This window comes from Hymenobacter jeollabukensis (genome assembly GCF_005771675.1).
Classification (GTDB): Bacteria; Bacteroidota; Bacteroidia; order Cytophagales; family Hymenobacteraceae; genus Solirubrum; species Solirubrum jeollabukense.
Genome location: NZ_VAJM01000015.1, coordinates 63370 through 81022, shown reverse-complemented (window position 1 = coordinate 81022; position 17653 = coordinate 63370). Strand labels below are relative to the sequence as shown.

General features: G+C 65.6%; 11 protein-coding genes. 5 read left to right on the top strand and 6 right to left on the bottom strand.

Going from position 1 to position 17653, the window contains the following annotated elements; genetic code table 11:
* Positions 1 to 252 precede the first annotated feature (252 nt).
* Both FDY95_RS22330 and FDY95_RS22325 read right to left on the bottom strand, forming a co-directional pair.
* Positions 253 to 798, bottom strand: coding sequence for a cupin domain-containing protein (locus FDY95_RS22330; protein WP_138081200.1), 546 nt, complete (start codon positions 796 to 798; stop codon positions 253 to 255).
* Positions 799 to 950: 152 nt separating this feature from the next.
* On the bottom strand, positions 951 to 1820 hold the full coding sequence (locus FDY95_RS22325; protein WP_138081198.1) for a Cif family virulence factor: 870 nt from the start codon (positions 1818 to 1820) through the stop codon (positions 951 to 953).
* 328 nt (positions 1821 to 2148) lie between these two features.
* Between FDY95_RS22325 and FDY95_RS22320 the strand changes: the two genes are divergently transcribed.
* Together FDY95_RS22320 and FDY95_RS22315 are read left to right on the top strand one after the other, a co-directional pair.
* Positions 2149 to 3237, top strand: coding sequence for a sensor histidine kinase (locus FDY95_RS22320; protein WP_138081196.1), 1089 nt, complete (start codon positions 2149 to 2151; stop codon positions 3235 to 3237).
* 20 nt (positions 3238 to 3257) lie between these two features.
* Complete coding sequence (locus tag FDY95_RS22315; RefSeq protein ID WP_138081194.1) at positions 3258 to 4040, top strand: LytR/AlgR family response regulator transcription factor; 783 nt, start codon at positions 3258 to 3260, stop codon at positions 4038 to 4040.
* A gap of 104 nt (positions 4041 to 4144) precedes the next feature.
* Here FDY95_RS22315 and FDY95_RS22310 read toward each other — a convergent pair whose 3' ends face one another.
* From FDY95_RS22310 to FDY95_RS22295, 4 genes are all read right to left on the bottom strand, one after another.
* Positions 4145 to 4390, bottom strand: a complete 246-nt coding sequence (locus FDY95_RS22310; RefSeq protein ID WP_138081192.1) for a PID-CTERM protein-sorting domain-containing protein — start codon at positions 4388 to 4390, stop codon at positions 4145 to 4147.
* Between the two features lie 60 nt (positions 4391 to 4450).
* Positions 4451 to 5944 carry a PKD domain-containing protein gene (locus tag FDY95_RS22305; RefSeq protein ID WP_138081190.1) on the bottom strand — a complete coding sequence of 498 codons (1494 nt, stop codon included), beginning with the start codon at positions 5942 to 5944 and terminating at the stop codon, positions 4451 to 4453.
* Between the two features lie 31 nt (positions 5945 to 5975).
* Positions 5976 to 6668 (bottom strand): hypothetical protein, encoded by a 693-nt coding sequence (locus FDY95_RS22300; protein ID WP_138081188.1) that lies wholly within the window; start codon positions 6666 to 6668, stop codon positions 5976 to 5978.
* A gap of 73 nt (positions 6669 to 6741) precedes the next feature.
* Entirely contained in the window at positions 6742 to 7725 is a 984-nt protein-coding gene (locus FDY95_RS22295; protein ID WP_138081186.1) for a carboxypeptidase-like regulatory domain-containing protein, read from the bottom strand.
* A gap of 493 nt (positions 7726 to 8218) precedes the next feature.
* Here FDY95_RS22295 and FDY95_RS22290 point away from each other — a divergent pair, with 493 nt between their 5' ends.
* The 3 genes from FDY95_RS22290 (at position 8219) to FDY95_RS22280 (ending at position 17653) form a co-directional block, all read left to right on the top strand.
* Positions 8219 to 9208: a hypothetical protein gene (locus FDY95_RS22290; RefSeq protein ID WP_138081184.1), complete on the top strand. Its 990-nt coding sequence runs from the start codon at positions 8219 to 8221 to the stop codon at positions 9206 to 9208.
* A 7-nt stretch (positions 9209 to 9215) separates the two neighbouring features.
* Positions 9216 to 13751: a T9SS type A sorting domain-containing protein gene (locus FDY95_RS22285; protein WP_138081182.1), complete on the top strand. Its 4536-nt coding sequence runs from the start codon at positions 9216 to 9218 to the stop codon at positions 13749 to 13751.
* Positions 13752 to 14470: 719 nt separating this feature from the next.
* The gene (locus FDY95_RS22280) at positions 14471 to 17653 is read left to right on the top strand and encodes a SusC/RagA family TonB-linked outer membrane protein (protein ID WP_138081180.1); all 3183 of its coding nucleotides are present in this window, start codon (positions 14471 to 14473) and stop codon (positions 17651 to 17653) included.

The following is a 17653-nucleotide window of genomic DNA, read 5'->3' as shown; positions in this document are numbered from 1 at the left end:
ACCCAGACTACACGCATTCGGGTAAGCCCAGCTATTCAATCGGCAAGGCAATGTGGTTTTGCCCGACGAAATGTCTGTTGCCGTGACGTTATCGAAAGCAAAAAGTGGCCTCTGATGCCATCCGAATGGTTGAGCTTGTTCAAATGCGTATGGTCTGCTTGTCCACTAATACTTACACGACCGCGCCCGCCGTGCATGCACGGCGGGCGCGGTCATGAGGGGCAATGCTCCGGACAAGGCCGGCAGGGCCGTTTAGTCGGCGCAGTAGCGCTGCCGCAACTCCCGCTCGTAGCGGCCGTCGTGCATGGCTCGGCGGGCAGCGTGGCGCAGCAGGGGCTGCAGCAGCCCCGGCAGACCCGGCAGGTTGATGTCGGATAGCTCCACGATCAGGCCCAGCTGCCAGAGCTTGCGGGGCCGGCCGCCGCGCGTGAGCTGCCCGTCGGCGGCCAGGCCGTACATGATTTGCAGCGTGTGCTCGAAACCCGGCGAACCAGGCCGGATGACGACGCGAAACCGCGTCGGCTGCTGGCTGGCGTTGAAAAAGCGGTGTACTACGTGGCGCGGCGCCAGCGCCTGCTGGCCGGGCCGCAGGGCGATGAACTGCTTACCGACCTGCAGGCTGACTTCGCCTTCCAGGCACTCGAAATGCTCATCGAAGGTGCGGTGAAAGTGCAGGTCGTTGCCGCCGCCGGGCTTTAGCGTCACTTCCACCACCGTATCGGGGCCGCCAGGCTCGTGGGCCAGCTTTACAAAGTGTACTACGTCGCCGATCAGGGGATTTTCCAGGATGCGTTTCATGGGAAAAAGGGTTGATTGAGTATCGCATTCGTGTACCGGGTTGCGGGGCCGCGCCCCGGTGCGGCCGTCGCCGCCCGACGTCATCGGGGCGCGCATGCACCACACCCCAGCTATAGCTGGGGTCGACAGGGCAGCCTGGCAAGGCGACTGGCTCATGCCTGCAGCAACAGTACCTCGTGCACGATCTGCCAGCTGCCTTTGGCCGCGCGGCGCCAGATGCGCAGGAAAGCCCCGCTGCGGTTGTCGGTGCGGCCGTGGCCGTAGGTGAAGCCCAGGTCACCGGAGGCCGCTACCACCGCCCGGGCGTCGGTATGCGTCATGGGCAGCTGCTGTTGGGCAGCAAACGCGGCGGCCCCGGTGCCCACGCGCGGGCGCTGGCCGTTGCGGTACAGCCGCGTATCGGCCCCGGGGGCCAGGCTGCGCCGGTAGGCCACGCTCAGCGACTGGGCGGCCTCCTGCTCGAAAGCCTGCTCGGCGGCCAGCAGCGTGCGGCGTCCGGCGGCGGTATCGGCCGGCGTCGTCATCTTGCGGGCAAACCGCGCGGGCAGCGTCAGGGGCGCGGCGGCCGGCTCGACCAGCGGCATATCGCCGCCCACATCGGCCAGCACCTGCCACTCGCCGGCGGGTGTACGGTGCCACACACTGGTAAAATAACCCACGCTGGTGATGCTGTCGGAAGCTGTGGTGGGGCGGTAGGTGAAGGGCCCGGTGGAGTAGCCAAAGTCGCCGGAAGCGGCAATGACGGCGTGCGCGGGCTCCCAGGCCAGCAGCCCCGGCAGCGCGGCGGCCCGCTCGTAGAGGGGCTTGCCCAGCCGGTAGCGGCCGTTGACGACCACCAGCGCCTCCGGCGACAGGAAGCGGCTGAAGCCGGCCTTGATGCCGTTCTGGCCGGTGAAAGCGGCAAACTGCCGCTCGGCCGAAACCATGGCGTGGTAATCGTCGGCGACGGTGGAGGGGGTGCCGGGGTGGGGGCCGGGCAGGGCGGCGCTCAGCCCGGCCAGCAGGAGGACAGGAAGTTTCATGGCGGGGGAAAAAGAGGAGGTATAGCCGGCGCGACCGAAGCCCGGCCGGCAGTGCGAAGGTGGACGGGCCCGCCTCCGGCGGCAACGTCAAACCGGATGAAGCCCCCAAATCGGCGCCTGAGCGCCGCCGAACCGCTGATTAAGCGGCTACGGCCACCGCCGGCAGTCGGGGGCAGCTTCAGCCAAGGCTGGGCCCGGCTGAAGCACGATTTCAACCGGTTCAGGAGAGCTTTCGGCCACATCATCCGGGTTTGGCTGGCAACACTTTGGGCGCGGGTGTATCTTTGGTTTCCCCGCGCCTGCCTCACATCCACTACCTTACCCACCGTTGAAACCGCTGAACGACAAATGGATCCGCGTGGGCGGCATTGCCGTGCTGGTGCTCAGCGGGCTGTACTACCAGAACGCCTTTGCCCAACTGCCCACCTGGGACGCGACCCTGCTGCAAGGCACCGCGTGGCGCTGGTATAACCTGCCGCAGCTGTGGCGAGCCTGGCAGTGGCCGGGCGGCCGAATTATGCTCGAATGCCTGACTTTGAGCACTTTATCCTGGGAAGCCTGCCGGGCCGTGCTGCTGCAGTCCCGGCGCATTTATCCCCGCCTCGATCAGTCGCGCACGCGGCTGCTGCTGGCCCTGGTCGCCTGCTGGGCCACCGCCGCCCTGATTGATATCCTGGACATGCTGCTCATCAACGCCACCGGGTTCCGGCCGGCGTACTCCACGGCCAGCATCCTCAACGGGATTCCCGGTGGCCTAGCTACGGCCCTCATCGTGGTGGGCGCCCAGGAGGCCATCTACTACTTCAACCGCACCCTCCGGGCCGAAAAGGAGGCCGAGCAGCTGAAAAAGGAAAACCTGCAGACCCAGCTCGACAGCCTCAAGCAGCAGGTGAACCCGCACTTTCTCTTCAACTCCCTCAACACGCTTTCCTACCTGATCGGCGAAGACGCGCTCAAAGCCGAGGAATTTCTGAACGAGATGTGCAAAGTGTACCGGCACCTGCTGCACAGCAACGAATCGGAACTGACCAGCCTGGCCACGGAAATTCAGTTCATCAAATCGTATTTCCACCTACTGAAAACGCGCTACGGTAACTGCCTGTGGCTAGATATGGAAATCGACGATAAATACGAAAACCACCTGATTCCTTCGCTGACTTTGCAGCTGCTAGTGGAAAACGCCGTGAAGCATAACGTTATTCACAAGGACCACCCGCTACGCATCAAAATTGTGACCGACGAGCCCGGCTGGCTGACGGTTAAGAATAATCTACAAACCAAGGAAGAGTATATTCCATCCAATAAAATTGGGCTGAATAACATCGTGAAGAAATTTGAATTGCTGAAGCAGCCGAGCGTGGTAATCGAAAAAACCGAAGCCGAATTTATTGTCAGCCTGCCCATCATTGCGGCATAGCACTCTTGCCCCCCGTCGATATGCAAGTTCTGATCGTGGAAGACGAAGAAATGGCCGCCAAAAAGCTGGTAAAGACCCTGGCGGCCGCCGTGCCCGAGGCCCAGGTAGCCGGCATGACCAGCAGCATCGACGAAACGGTGGTCTGGCTGCAGGCGCACCCCGCGCCAGAGCTGATTCTGATGGACATCGAGTTGGCCGACGGGCAGAGCTTCCGGGTGTTCGAGAAAACGGAGGTGAAAAGCACCGTCATCTTCACCACGTCCTACGACGAATACGCCATCAAGGCCTTTAAAGTAAACAGCGTGGATTATTTGCTGAAACCCATTCAGCAAAACGAGTTGCGCGCGGCCGTCGATAAATTCAACCGGGTGCGCAACCTGCACCAGCAGGATGGACGCGGGGCGGAACATGCGGTGGATATTTCCAGCCTGATTACTTCGCTGAATAAGATGCAGACGAAGGAATACCGGCAGCGTTTTCTGGTGCAGTACATGCACAAAATGGTATCCATTAATATCAACGACATTGCCTATTTCTACAGCGACAACCGCCTGACCCTGATCCGGGCCAACGACGGCCGCCGTATGGTGGTGGAGTATACCCTCGATGAGCTGGAGCAGATGCTGGACATGGCGCGGTTTTTCCGCGTCAGCCGGGCCTTCCTCATCTCCGCCGACTGCGTGGAACACGTCGAGAATTACTTCGGCAACCGCTTGGCCGTGCGCCTGCAGCCGGTTATCGATAAGGAAGTCATCGTGAGCCGCGAGAAGATTACGCCCTTCAAGCTCTGGCTGGGCAAGTAGACCCAAGCAAACAGCCGCCGCCGCAAACGCCACGGGCCGGAACTCAGCAGTTCCGGCCCGTGGCGTTTGCGGCGGCGGCTGTTTGCCTGGAGGGTAGCGGCGGATCAGGGTCGGCGGCCGTGGGCAGCCTGCTGAGTCGTGCGCCGGCGCAGGGTGCGCAGGGCGTAGGCCGCGCCACTGGCCAGCAGCAGGGAGGCGCCAGCGTCAATAGGGACGGCCGTGGGCTCCTGAGTGCCGGGCGTGGGGCCGCCCGAGCCGGGGTCCTGGGCCTGGAGGGGCGCGGTGCTGAGCAGCAGTAAGGCTCCGGCAAAGCCGGGGGCAACGAATAAACGGAAAACAGACCGGAGCATAGGCAGGGAGAAAAAAAACCACAGATGGCGGGCAGGCAAAGGCAGAATTGTCGGCGGGGCTTATTCGTTGACGATAGTGCCCCGCGCGTTGCCGCTGAACGTGTTGACGGTGGCCGCGTCGGCGTTCAGCTGGGTATCGTAGCCCAGCACAATGCCGTAGCCACCGCTGTTGCTGAGGGTGCAGTTGCGTACTGTCACGCGCGAGCGGCTGGTACCGTTGCCAAACAGCACGATGTTGCCCGTGTTAATGGCGCCGAATCGTTGGCCGCCGCCGCCGCTGATATCCACGTACTCCAGGGCATTCTGCGGATTGTAAGCGTAGGTGAACCCGATGCCCTTCCAATACCCCTGCGTGGCCTGATTGCCGGTGATGGTAATCCGGCTGGCCGCCGTGCCAATGGCCGATAAATAGCCGTTGCTTTCCACGGAAATGCCCGCATCAGGCCCGAACTGCAGCTTCACACCGGGGCTCAGCTTCAGCCCGCTGCTGACGTTGAGGATAACGGGCAGGCGGTAGGGAGTGCCGTCAGTGAAGTTGGGCCACACGGCTTCGGGGGCGCCCGCGGCCAGCGTGCCATTGTTGATTTCTACCACGTCGCGGCCGTTGCCGCCGGTGAAGCGCGAGGCCGCGTCCAGCTTGCTCACCAGCCTGGCGGGCAGGTACAGGCCGGCCTCGGTGTTGTTGCTGAAGGTATTATTGGCAAAATCGCGCAGCACCGCGGTATTGACCAGGTGCAGGCCGTAGCCGTCGGAAAGGCTGAACAGGCTGTTTTTCGCCGTCAGCTGCCCGCCGCTGTTGACGGTCAGGCCGGCCTTTACGCTGGTGGGCGCGCTGCTGCCGGTGTGGAGCACTTCGGCGTAGTCGAGGCTGTTGGCGTTGCTGGCCGAGCTGATGAACACGCCCTGCCAGAAGCCCTTGGTGGCCTGTTGGCCGATGAAGCGCACCTTTTGCGTGGCCGTGCCCTCGGCAATCAGCACGCCGCCGGTGTTGATGGTCAGGCGGGCGTCGCGGGCGAAGCCGATGGTCACGCCGGGCATCAGCACCAGCTCCGCGTTGACGGCCACGCTGCCGTTGGCCAGGTAGTCGGGCACGTTCGGGTCGGCCACTACGTCGTTGAGCACCAGGCGCTGGCTGATGGTGGCATCCAGCACCATCGTAGCGGCCGGCGACACCACCACCGTCACCTCAGCCTTAGCCGTTTCGCCGCCGCCGTTTGTCAGCGTCAGCTCAAATTTGTACTCGCCGGGCTTGTCGGGCACGAAGGTGGGCTTGGGCACATTGGCCACCAGGATGGCGGCCGTGCTGCCGGCGGGGCGGCTGGTAATGGCCCAGCTAAAGGTAAACGGCCGGTTTTCCGTGTCGCGCGACTGGCTGCCGTCGAGCGTCACGGTGGTGCCCACGGGGGCCGTCTGGTTGGTGCCGGCGTGGGCAATCAGGCGGGTGGAGCCCTGGCCGGTGCCGGTGCCCGTAGCGGGACCGTTGTCGTCGTCGTCGCAGCCCGTCACGAGCAGCGTAGCGGCCAGGGCCGCGAGAAGCAGGCGGTGTGTCAGCATGGAGTAGAAGTGAGAATGAGAAAAGCGGGGATTAACGCGGCGGCAGGGCCGCCAGCTCGCGGCGAACTTGCTCGCTGATTTCTTTGTCGAAGGCTACTTGCCCTACCGCAGAGCCGACCGGGCCGGCCGCCGCCGCCGCTACAGGCGAATCCTGCCCCCCGTACTCCTCGAAGTTGATTTTCTTGGCAGCCAGCAGGTTCAGCAGCTCCTGCATACCCGGGTGCTGCGTCACCAGCAACTGTGCTTCGTACCGGTAGCCGCCCGAAGGTTGGCGGGTGCCGCCGTTGGCGCAATTGGTGTGCAGGCGGAAAAAGTGCTGGCCCGGCGGCACTTCGAAACTCGTGCGCGTGGCCACGAAGCCGTTCTGCGCCCGCTCCGACTGGGACACCACCACCAGCCCCGGCGGGAACACCACGTTGATGGGCTGGCTGGTGCTGTTGTACAGGTTCAGGCACACCGATACCATGCCGCCCACGCCGAGGAAATGGCGTTGATCAAGCGCATCCTGCACGCAGTCCCGGTTGTCGTCAGCCGGCTCGCCGATGAGGGTGATGCCCGCCGGCCAGGTAAAGGGCGTGCCCACGGGGTGTTCCTTGGAGGGGCCGAAGCCGGGCTCGTACCGGGGCTGCACGGGCTCCACGGTGCCTTCCGAGGGGCAGCCGGCCAGCGCGAAGCTCAGGCCCAGACCGGCCAGTAGCAGCGGGCGTTTCAGCAATGTCAGCATAAGAACATGAGGGTAAAAGTCGGCCGGCCAGCGGGCCGCGGCAATGAAAAATCCGGCAAGCGGGGGCAGGGCGCTAGGGCAGCTCCAGCCTGATATCGACGGCGCGCCAGTTGCCCGCATACGGCACCGCCATCGACGGCTCGAAGCCGGGCGTGGGCGTAAACAGCACGCTGGCCGCGCCGGGCGCGGCGCTGTTCTTGAGCCCAAAATGCGGGTAGATGCCCACCCGGGGGCCGACTTCGGTCATGCGCAGCGCCCGGCCGTCCTGTAGCCGGGCCGTCAGGCGGTACTTGCCCACCGGGATGTTGAGCACGCCGAACTGCGTGCGCACGTTGCCCACTTCCTTGCGGATGGTAAACGTGCGCGTCTCGCCGAACAGGCCCGGCCCGTCCGGCGCGAGCTGCACCTCAATGGTGGCGCTGGGCGGCAGGTAGCTCGGCGGCGAGGCGTAGTCCTCGATGCCGTAGCTGAACGACAGCGCCCCGCCGAAGTAGCTGGACTCGAAGCTGGGGTGCAGGCTTAGCTGGTCCGGGGCGCCGGGGCCGTAGGAGAGCAGCACGAAGTTCTTGACCTTACCACCATCCGAAACGAACCCGGCCCCGTCGTTATCGGCCGGGCAGAGGCCCATGACGGCCTGGCCCTGGTCGTAGGGGCGGCTGATGCCGGTAGCGTAAAAGCTCACCGCGCCCACCGGCGCGGGTATTTCGTAGTAGCCGTTGCTATCGGTCGTGGCCAAGGCGCTGGCGTAGTACACGCTGGAGCGCAGGCCGAGGTGGGCCCCGGCCAGGGGCTGGCCGCTCAGGTCGGCCACGTAGCCGCGCACCTTCCCGGCCTGGGTTTCTAGCGCCGGGAAGGCCGGCATGCGGGCCGCCGTGGGCATCACGTTCACGTAGGCATCGGCCGCGCCCAGGCTGAACGCGGCCGTTCCGTCGACGACGGGCAGGGCGGGCTGCGGGCCCCAGGCGTCCTGCGCGGGCTTGGGCTCGGGGTTGGAGTGGCAGGCGCTCAGCAGGCCGGCCAGGGCCAGGCCGACCAGGGAAGTGCGGCTCTTATTCATAACGGTCAGGGGTCTGTTGATAAGCTGCCGGGATGTGCCGGGGACGCTGGCACAGACGAAAGCGTGGGCGAAATTTCCGCCGCCCCCGCCGGGCCTTCAACCGCCTTCTGACTGAATCGGGGAATTTGGCGCCTCAAGTCGGCATTTGCCCGCTTCAATGCCCGGCGCCGCCACGGCTCCGTCAGCAGCCAATCGGCCACTGCCGGAAATGGCCTTTTTTCGGTAGCAGCTGGGGGGCAGCCCCCTCCCAACCCGGGAATAGGGCTCAGTCGTCAGCCGCCGGACCAGGCGGGGAAGGGCCGGAAACGGTGAGGAAGTAAAAACGCGGCTTGAGGCGGGAATTTGGCCGGTTCATCCCTTTTCCGCTTCCGGACGGGGAGGTGGGCAAGAACCTTCGCGGGCAGCAAGGCCCGGCGGGGCCGCCGGCAGCTGTCGTCGACGGCCCGGTGGTCAGCCGCGCGAAAACCGCTTCTCGTCCCTTTTTCCGCTATCTATGAACAACCTCTTTGCTACCGGGCTCGGGCTGGCGCTGCTGAGCGTCACCGTGCTGTCGGCTCCGGCCCAGACCATCCGCCGCGTGAACAACACCGGCCTGACGGGCACCAACATCTACGCCACCGTGCAGGCCGCCCACGACGCGGCCACCCCCGGCGACATCCTGCAGCTGGAGCAATCTGCCGTCGACTACGGCAACCTCAACTGCACTAAGCCGGTGCGCATCGTGGGGCCGGGCTACTACCTGAGCTTGAATACCGGGCTGCAGGCCAACACCAACGCGGCCTCCGTGTCGGCCGTGACCTTCGGGGCCGGCAGCAACGGGGCCTCCATCACCGGCACCACCATTACGGGGGGCGTGAGCGTGCTGGCCAGCAACATCACGCTGGAGCGCAACCGCATTACCTCCTTTATCACGGTGGGGATAAGCGGCTCGGCCAATACCGTCAATACGTTGGTTCAGCACAATTACCTATACGGTATCACCAAAAGCGGCAGCAGCGTGCGGGCCGACAATATTCTGCTGCGCAACAACATTATCAACGGCGCCGGCGCCAACCTGGCGACGCTGGTCAGCGGTGATTTTGAGCACAATGCCGTTATCGGCGGCGGGATTAATCTGCTCGATTTCAACGTGCACAACAACTACTTCGGGGCGGGCGTGGCGCTGACCAACGGCACCAACTCGCACAACATCAGCGCCCTCAACGACCTGAACCCGGCCAATAGCAGCCAGAACAACGTGCCCCAGGCCTCGGTATTCGTGCTGGGCCCCGGCAGCACGCCGTTCGACGCCTGGTACCAGCTCAAGACCGGCACCAACCCCGCCCGCGGCACCGGCACCAGCGGCGTCGATATCGGCGCGTTCGGGGGCGCCGCGCCCTACCGGCTGTCGGGCATTCCGGCCGTGCCCACCATCTACCAGTACAACCAGACGCTTAGCGGCAACGTGCTGAATGTGACACTGGGCACCCGCTCCAACAACTAGCCCGGCCATGTTGCATTCTTCTTGTTTCGCCGCCGGCCGGGCGCGGTGGGCGCGGCTGGGCGCCGTGCTGCTGCTGTTGCTCAGCGGGCTGGCTACGGCTGGCCGGGCCCAGCAAATCACGCAGGCTGAGTACTTTTTTGAAGCTGACCCCGGCTTCGGGCAGGGCACCCCGGTTCCGGTAGCCGCGCCGGCCCCAACGCTCAGCAACTTCGCGTTTACGGCCAGCCTGACGGGGCTCAGCCGGGGCTTTCACCAGCTCAGCACCCGCACCCGCGACGCCAATGGCCGGTGGAGCCTGACCCAAGTGCGCAGCTTCTATTACGAGCCGGCCCTGGCCGCCGCGCCCAACGTCACGCGCGTCGAATACTTCATCGACGCCGACCCTGGTTTCGGCAACGGCACCAGCGTACCCATCACGCCCGCTACGGAGCTGGCCGGCGTGACGTTTGCCGCTGACCTGGACGGACTAGCGGCCGGGTTTCACCAGCTCAGCACCCGCACCCGCGACGCCGCCGGCCAGTGGAGCCTGACCAGCGTCCGTAGCTTTTACTACGCGCCGGCCCTGGCCGCCGCGCCCAACGTCACGCGCGTCGAATACTTCATCGACGCCGACCCTGGTTTCGGCAACGGCACCACTGTATCGTTCACGCCTGCCCAGGATGTAGCCAGCCTGGCCTTCACGGCCGACGTCAGCGCCCTGGCCAACGGAACGCACCGGCTGTTCGTGCGCACCCGCGACGCCAACGGGCAGTGGAGCCTAGTGCAGAACCGGGAGTTTGAGAAGCTGGACTGCAGCCTCTCGGCCAACTTCGCGGCCGGGCTGCCGGCGGGCAGCTACACGCAGTCGGCGGGGCTACCCTCGGCGCAGGCGGCCTTCAACGCGGCGGCCGGTAGCGGGCAGGGGACGCCAGTCAACGACAATACGTACCTCCAGGCTGATTTTGGCAGCGGCAACCAGCAGCAAATCAGTGAGCTGAAACTGGCGCTGCAGGCACAAAACTCGGTGGAGCTGCGCGTGGAGCTGCAGACCTCGACCAACCTGAGCAACTGGACCACTGCCGGGACGCACACGGCCCTGCTCAACGGCGGGCAGACGCATTATCTGACCCAGACGCTGCCGACGCCGCTACCGAACGTGCGCGCGGTGCGGTTGCTGTTTCAATCCGCGCTGGGGCCGCTTACCAGCCCCGTGCTGGTGAACGGGGCCGGCGCATTCCTGGCCGGCTGCCCGCCCACCATCAGCAGCTTCACGCCCGGCAGTGGCCCGGCCGGCACCAGCGTGGTTGTCGCCGGCACCAACCTGACGGGCGCCACCGGCGTGACCTTCAACGGCACGGCGGCCCTGAGCTTTACCGTCAACTCGGCTACCCAGCTGACGGTGACGGCCCCGGCCGGCGCCACCACCGGCCCCATCTGCGTGACGACGCTCGGCGGCTCGGCCTGCTCGGCCAGCAGCTACACCTACCCCGCCGCCACCACGCTCACGCTGGATGACGCCGGCGCCCGGCAGGTGTGCACCGGCAGTGCGTTCTGGCTGACCTTCTACGTGAGCACCCCCGGCGTGCCCCCCGCCACTACCATCACGGCCCAGCTTTCAGATGCAAGTGGTTCGTTCGCCAATCCTACCGCCATTGGTACTACCGCCTTTGACAGCAGTGGGGCGGGGGGGGTGAGGGTGACGGTGCCAGGCGCGGCGAGCGGCAACCAGTACCGGGTGCGCCTGGTGAGCAGCGGCCCCGCGCTGACCAGCAACGCCAGCGCCCCCTGGACCATCACCAACCTGGCGGGCGTCACGGCGGCGTCGAACTCGCCGGTTGCGGTGGGCAGCCCCATCCAGCTGACCTCGGCCGGGGTGCCCGCCGGGGCTGCTCTGCAGTGGTCCGGCCCGAACGGCTTCAGCTCGACGCAGGCCAGCCCTCAGATTGCCAGCGCCACCACCGCCGACGCGGGCACTTACATGCTGACGGTGAGCCAGGCGGGCTGTACCAGCCAGCAGACGACGCAGGTAACGGTGACTCAGGGTACCGTGTACCTGGCCGTCGGTAGCTTCGCGGGGACCTACTGCCCCGGCTCCGCGCTGAGCGTGCCATTCGCGGCGCAGGGGACCTTCGGGGCCGGCAACGTATTTACGGCGCAGCTCTCGGATGCCAGCGGCTCGTTTGCCGCGCCCACCGCTATCGGCACGCTGACCCAGGACGGGACCGTGGGCAGCGGCCGCATCAGCGCCACGATTCCGCCGGGCACGCCCGCCGGCACCGGTTACCGGGTGCGGGTGAGTGCCAGCAGCCCGGCCACCATCAGTGCCAACGACAACGGCACCGACCTGGTGGTGCAGGCCGTGAGCTATGTCTGGACGGGCGGCACGTCGACGGACTGGCTTGACGGGCGCAACTGGGCCTGCGGGCAGGTGCCCACGCGCGGCAGCACCGTTACCATCGGTACCGCCCGGTTTCAGCCCGTGGTAGCGGGCACCGGGGCCGAGGCCGAATCCATTATGATTGAGCCCGGTGCTTCGTTGGAGGTGGTTTCGTCGCTGAGCATCTACGGCAACGTGTCGAACTACGGCTCCTGGACCGGGGCCGGGCAAATCACCTTTACCGGGCCCGTCCAGCACGTCATTACCGGCCCCGTGCCGGCGCACCTGGGCGGGGTCGTGGTCGATGCGGGCGCCACGCTGCACTTGTCGCAGAGCCTGCACGTGACGGGCAACTGGCTGAACAACGGCGCGTTTGACCCGGGCTCCTTTGCGGTTACTTTCGACGGTACGGGGCCCCAGACCGTCGCTGGCACGACCCTGATGCGCTTCAACCGGCTGGTAGTAAACAATACGGCGGGGCTGACTTTTGACGTGCCGGTGTACCTCTTCGGCGGCCTCACCAACAACGGGCGCGTGAGCGTGGGCACATACCCTTGGTCTTGCGTCGGCCTCGGGGCCCAGACGCTCGGCGGCACCACCACCACACCCCTGCGCTTTTACGATTTGATTATCCGCAACCCGGCCGGCGTGACCCTGGGCAGCGCCTACGGCGTGACCCACATGCTCACGCTGACCACCGGCAACCTGGCTTCCGACGGCTACCTGACGCTGCACTCCAACGCCGCGGGCACCGCCATGGTGGTGAACCCCGCAGGCGGCGGCGTGGTGACGGGCCGCAGCACGATGGAACGCTACATCACGGGCGTAGCCACCATTGGCTACCGCCACTACGCCTCGCCGATGCAGCTGGGCACGGCCACGGTGGGCGAGTTTGCCGACGACCTGCCGGTCTTCGAGCTGAACCCGGCCTACAACACCCAGGGCAACACGGTGACCCCCTTCCCGACTTTCTACCAGTACGACGAAACCCGCCTGAACTCGGCCAGCAACTTCTTCGACCGGGGTTGGATGGTGCCCACGGCTTCGGACAACCTGGTGCCGATGCGCGGCTACTCGGCCATGACCGACCCGACGACGACCGTCGACATCAGCGGCGTGCTGCAGAACGGCGCGGTGAGCATCCCGCTCAGCCGGGGCGGGCAGGCGGGCTCGGGCTGGAACCTGCTCGGCAACCCCTACCCGGCCCCCATCGACTGGGACCTGGTGCCCGGCGCGGCCGGCCTGGACAAGGCGCTGTACGTGTACGTGCCCTCGGGCCGCTACACCGGGGCCTACCGCAGCTACGTGAACGGCATCGGCCAGAACGGCGGCTCTAAGGACCTGGCCGCCATGCAGGGCTTCTTCGTGCGGGCCACGGCCGCCTCGGCTACGGTCAGCCTGACCAACGCCGTGCGCCACACCTCGTACCTGAGCCCGGCCTTCGACCGGCAGGCAGCCGGCAGCAACGGCCCGGCCAACGCCCTGAAGCCGCTGCTGCGCCTGGAGGCCCGCAACGCCCAGGGCCAGGCCGACGAAACGGTGCTGTACTTTGATCCGCAGGCCGGCGCCGGCTACCAGATGGGCTACGACGCCTACAAGGTGCAGCTCAACGGCAACGGCCGCCCCAGTCTCTGGAGCAACACCGCCACCGACGCGCTGAGCATCAACGGCCTGCCCGCGCTGGCCACGGCCGGCGTGGTGCCGCTGGGCTTGCGCGTGAGCCAGAACGGGGCGCACACGCTGGTGCTGACCAGCCTGCAGCACCTGCCGGCCGGCACCCAGGTGCTGCTGGAAGACCGCCTGCTCAACCGCCGCCAGGACCTGGCCCTGGATTCGGTGTACGCCTTCACGATGCACCCCGACTCCACCCGCCAGCGCTTCTTCCTCTGGTTCCAGCCCCGCGTGACCAGCACCAACCCCGCCCAGCTGCAAGCCAGCCTGAGCCTCTACCCCATCCCCACCCACGGCCTAGTAACGCTGACCGTGGCCGGGCTGAAGGAGCAGCAGGGCCTAGTGAAGACAGAGGTACTGAACACGGTGGGCCAGGTGGTGCGTACGCTCCAGCTACCGGTTCGCCAAGGTGTCATCACCCAGGAGCTGAACCTGAAGGAGCTGCCCACGGGCGTGTACTCGGTGCGCCTGCACACGACTGGCGGCACGGTGGTGCGCCGCCTAGTGAAAGACTAAGCAACCGCTGCCAGCCTACTACGGCCTGGCCGCTCAATCGGTCCCTACTCATAGCGACTAAAACAACCTGTCGGGGCTCCCGACAGGCTGTTTGCTTTATAAGAGGGAGCGGGCTACCGGGCCGGGGCCATTGTCGGCCGCTGTGGGCGCACCAGCCGCCGGGCCGGACTACGCCGAGGCTCATCCTGAAAATTCACCCATTGGCGGGGCGATATGCGCAGTTCAGTCACTTGCTCGTTTCGGGGTCCCGCCCACCTGCATAGTTTTACATTGCTCTGGTAGCCATACAATTGGCAGCAGTGGCGGGTAATCAAATCCTCAACCGGGGATAGTTTTAGGGCCTGCCCGCCCTGGCGCAACAGCGTGCCGTCGGCCTACCCGGTGCCTGACGCAACAAAGGCTGACGCGGCTTGGGCAGGACGGTCGTGGGCTAGTGAGTGAGTGAAGCTATTCCACGGCCGCGCCGGCCGGCGCAGAGCCAGCCATGCGCAGCAGCTGCCTGAGCCGGTACCCGGCAGGTTTCGGCCGCTACGAGCTGCGCCGCCAATGCCCGTGCTACCTCGACAGCCTGGTCTGGCCGCTACTGGAGTGCCCCCCGAAGCTGCCAACCCGGGCCGTGCCGGCCGGACTACTGCCATAGTCTGGCCGGCACACGCGGTTCGGGCCAGCCCGGCGGCCCCACCTCTTTTTGCCCATCCCATTCCTAACGCAATGCCTGCATGAAACAACTTTTTAGCTTGATTGCTATTGCGCCGCTGCTGGCAGTAAGCCAGGGCGCACTAGCCCAGGAAAAATCCATTTCCGGTAAAGTAACCGATGCCGCGACCGGGCAGGGTCTGCCCGGCGTCACCGTTATTGCCAAAGGCACCACCGTTGGGGTGTCGACCAACCCGGACGGGGTGTACACCCTGAAAGTGCCGACCACGGCCAGCGTGCTGGTATTCAGCTCTATCGGCTACCTGTCGGTGGAGCGCGAAATCGGCGCCGCGGCCGAACTGAACGTGGCCCTGCATACCGACACCAAGCAGCTCAGCGAAGTGGTGGTGACGGCCCTGGGCATCGAGCGCGACAAGCGCAGCCTGGGTTACGCCACCCAGGAGCTGAAGGGGGAGGTACTCTCGCAGAAGTCGGAGCCGAACCTGCTCAACGCGTTGCAGGGGCGGCTGGCTGGCGTCAACATCGTGACGGCCAGCGGGCTGCCGGGCGCCTCGTCCAACATCAACATCCGCGGCGTCAGCTCCCTGCAGGGCAACAACCAGCCCTTGTTCGTAGTCGATGGCATTCCGATCAGCAACGACCTGGACCGCACCTCCAGCTCTTTGTTCGGCGCCCAGCAGGCCAACCGTGCCCTCGACATCGACCCCGAGAGCATCGAGAGCATGACCATCCTGAAAGGGCCGGCGGCGGCGGCGCTGTACGGCTCGCGGGCGGCCTCGGGGGCCATCATCATCACCACCAAATCGGGCCGCAACCTGAACAAGAAGCTGGAAGTCACCGTCGCCTCGGGCTTTTCGCAGCAGCGGGTGTACGGGCTGATTCCGCTGCAGAACGACTACGGGCAGGGCACCAACGGCAGCAACGTGCTGAGCGTGCCCAACGACCCGAACAGCGGGGTGTTGTCCTCGTGGGGGCCGCGCTTCGGCACCGCGCCCACGCGGGCCAACGGCCTGGCCTACCTCGACGCCAACGGCGAGCTGCAGACCCAGGACTACCGCGCCTACCGAAACAACACCCGCGACTTTTACCGGCCCGGCTACATCCTGCAGAACGGAGTGAACATTGCCGGCGGCAACGCCGAGCAGAACCTGGCCCTGAACGTGAGCAACACCCGGCAGGAGGGCATCACGAAGTTTTCGGGGCTGACGCGCACCACCGTGCAGCTGGCGGGCAATACCCGGCTGCTGAACAAGCTGGAAGCCGGCGGCTCGGTGAATTTCATCCAGAGCAACCAGGCCGGGCCGCCGCAGGGCAACAGCGGCTCGCCCTTCGGGCGACTGAACGTGGTACCACGCAGCTACAACCTGCAGGGCCTGCCCTACATCGACCCGGTGACCCGGCAGAGCATCTTCATCCCGTCGGCCGTCGAAAACCCGTACTGGAGCCTGGAGCGCAACTCCACTACCTCGAACCTGACGCGCTTCATCAACGTGGCAAACCTGCGCTACGCGGTGACGCCCTGGCTGAACGTGGCCTACCGCGCCGGCCTGGACACCTACACCGACCGCCGCAAGCAGATTTACGACGTGGGCTCCATCCGCGCCGCCGCCGGGCAGATCATCGACCAGGACATTTTCCGCTCCGAAGTCAACGGCGACATGCTGGTGACGCTGAAAAAGGACAACCTCTTTCGCGAGGGCCTGAACGCCAACCTGCTGCTGGGCCAGAACATCAACCAGCGCCGCCTGCAAACGGTGCAGTCGACGGCCAGCGAACTGATTTTCCCGGACTTTCCCAGCTCCTCGAACGGCAAGACCTTCAACGGCTCGGGCGAGCTGTCGACGTTGCAGCGGCTGGTGGGCTACTACGGGCAATTGTCGTTGGCGTACAACGACTACCTGTTCCTGGAGCTGACCGGCCGGGCCGATCAGTCGTCGACGCTGCCGGCGAAGCAAAACACGTTCTTCTACCCCTCGGCCACGCTGGGCTTCGTGTTTACCGACGCCTTCAACTTCAAGAACGATTACTTCAGCTACGGGAAAATCCGGGCCAACGTGGCGCGGGTGGGCCGCGACGCGACGCCCTACAGCATCAACACGACGTACATCGCCACGGGCGTGGTGGGCAACAACGTGGCCAGCATCGTTTACCCCGTTACCACGGCCGCCGGCACTACCTACGCGGGCTTCGACCTGAACGACGTGGCCGGCGGCGGCCAGGCACTGACGCCGGAGTTTACCAAGTCGTTTGAAGTGGGCACCAATCTGGGCTTTTTCAACAACCGCCTCTCGCTGGACCTGACGTACTTCAAGACCATCAACGAACAGCAGATCGTGCCGGTGTCGACGGCGCCCACTTCGGGCTTCGTGCAGCGCTTCGCCAACGTGGGCCGCATGGACAACCAGGGGCTGGAGGCGCTGGTGAACATCACGCCAATCAAGACCAGCAGCTTCCGCTGGGACGTGGCCGCCACCTTTACCCGCATCCGCAACGAGGTAAAGGCCATTTCCGACGGCGTGACGGAGTCGGCTATCAACGGGGCGGCTTTTACCGGCACTATTGCCTCGTACATCAGCGGGCTGCCCTACGGCGTGATTCGGGGCAACAAGAAGCCCACCGTGACGGATGAGAAAAGCCCGTACTACGGGCAGTACCTGATCAATCCGTCCTCGGGCCTGTTTATGCCCGACGTGCCCAACCAGGTTATTGCCGACCCCAACGTGGACTGGCAGGCGGGCCTCACCAATACCTTCAGCTACAAGGGCCTGACGGCCTCGTTCCTGGTAGATGGCAGCTACGGCGGCGACGTGATATCCTTCACGGCGGGGCAGTACCGCAGCCTGGGCGCGCTCAAGCAAACCGGCGCCGACCGCGAATTGCCCCGCGTGATTCCCGGCGTCATTGCCAACGGCGACGGTACCTACCGGCCCAACAACATCCAGGTGGACGCGCAAAGCTACTGGAGCAGCTTCGGGCTGCAGAGCGACCTGAACGTGTACGACGCCTCGGTGGTGCGCCTGCGGGAAGTGTCGCTGGGCTACGCGCTGCCCAAGCAGTGGCTGGCGCGCACGCCCTTCGGGCAGGCCAGCATCTCGCTCTCGGGCCGCAACCTGTTTTTCTACGCCCCCAACGCCCCCTTCGACCCGGAGGTGAACACCCAGGGCGCGGGCAACATCCGCGGGCTGGAGCTGCAAGGCTCGCCCAATGCCCGCACCTACGGCGTGAACCTGCGCTTCTCCCTCTAA

Coding starts and splice junctions, on each gene's coding strand:
- FDY95_RS22330 (WP_138081200.1), bottom strand. CDS start 798: ATGAAACGCATCCTGGAAAATCCCCTGATCGGCGACGTAGTACACTTT.
- FDY95_RS22325 (WP_138081198.1), bottom strand. CDS start 1,820: ATGAAACTTCCTGTCCTCCTGCTGGCCGGGCTGAGCGCCGCCCTGCCC.
- FDY95_RS22315 (WP_138081194.1), top strand. CDS start 3,258: ATGCAAGTTCTGATCGTGGAAGACGAAGAAATGGCCGCCAAAAAGCTG.
- FDY95_RS22310 (WP_138081192.1), bottom strand. CDS start 4,390: ATGCTCCGGTCTGTTTTCCGTTTATTCGTTGCCCCCGGCTTTGCCGGA.
- FDY95_RS22305 (WP_138081190.1), bottom strand. CDS start 5,944: ATGCTGACACACCGCCTGCTTCTCGCGGCCCTGGCCGCTACGCTGCTC.
- FDY95_RS22300 (WP_138081188.1), bottom strand. CDS start 6,668: ATGCTGACATTGCTGAAACGCCCGCTGCTACTGGCCGGTCTGGGCCTG.
- FDY95_RS22295 (WP_138081186.1), bottom strand. CDS start 7,725: ATGAATAAGAGCCGCACTTCCCTGGTCGGCCTGGCCCTGGCCGGCCTG.
- FDY95_RS22290 (WP_138081184.1), top strand. CDS start 8,219: ATGAACAACCTCTTTGCTACCGGGCTCGGGCTGGCGCTGCTGAGCGTC.
- FDY95_RS22285 (WP_138081182.1), top strand. CDS start 9,216: ATGTTGCATTCTTCTTGTTTCGCCGCCGGCCGGGCGCGGTGGGCGCGG.
- FDY95_RS22280 (WP_138081180.1), top strand. CDS start 14,471: ATGAAACAACTTTTTAGCTTGATTGCTATTGCGCCGCTGCTGGCAGTA.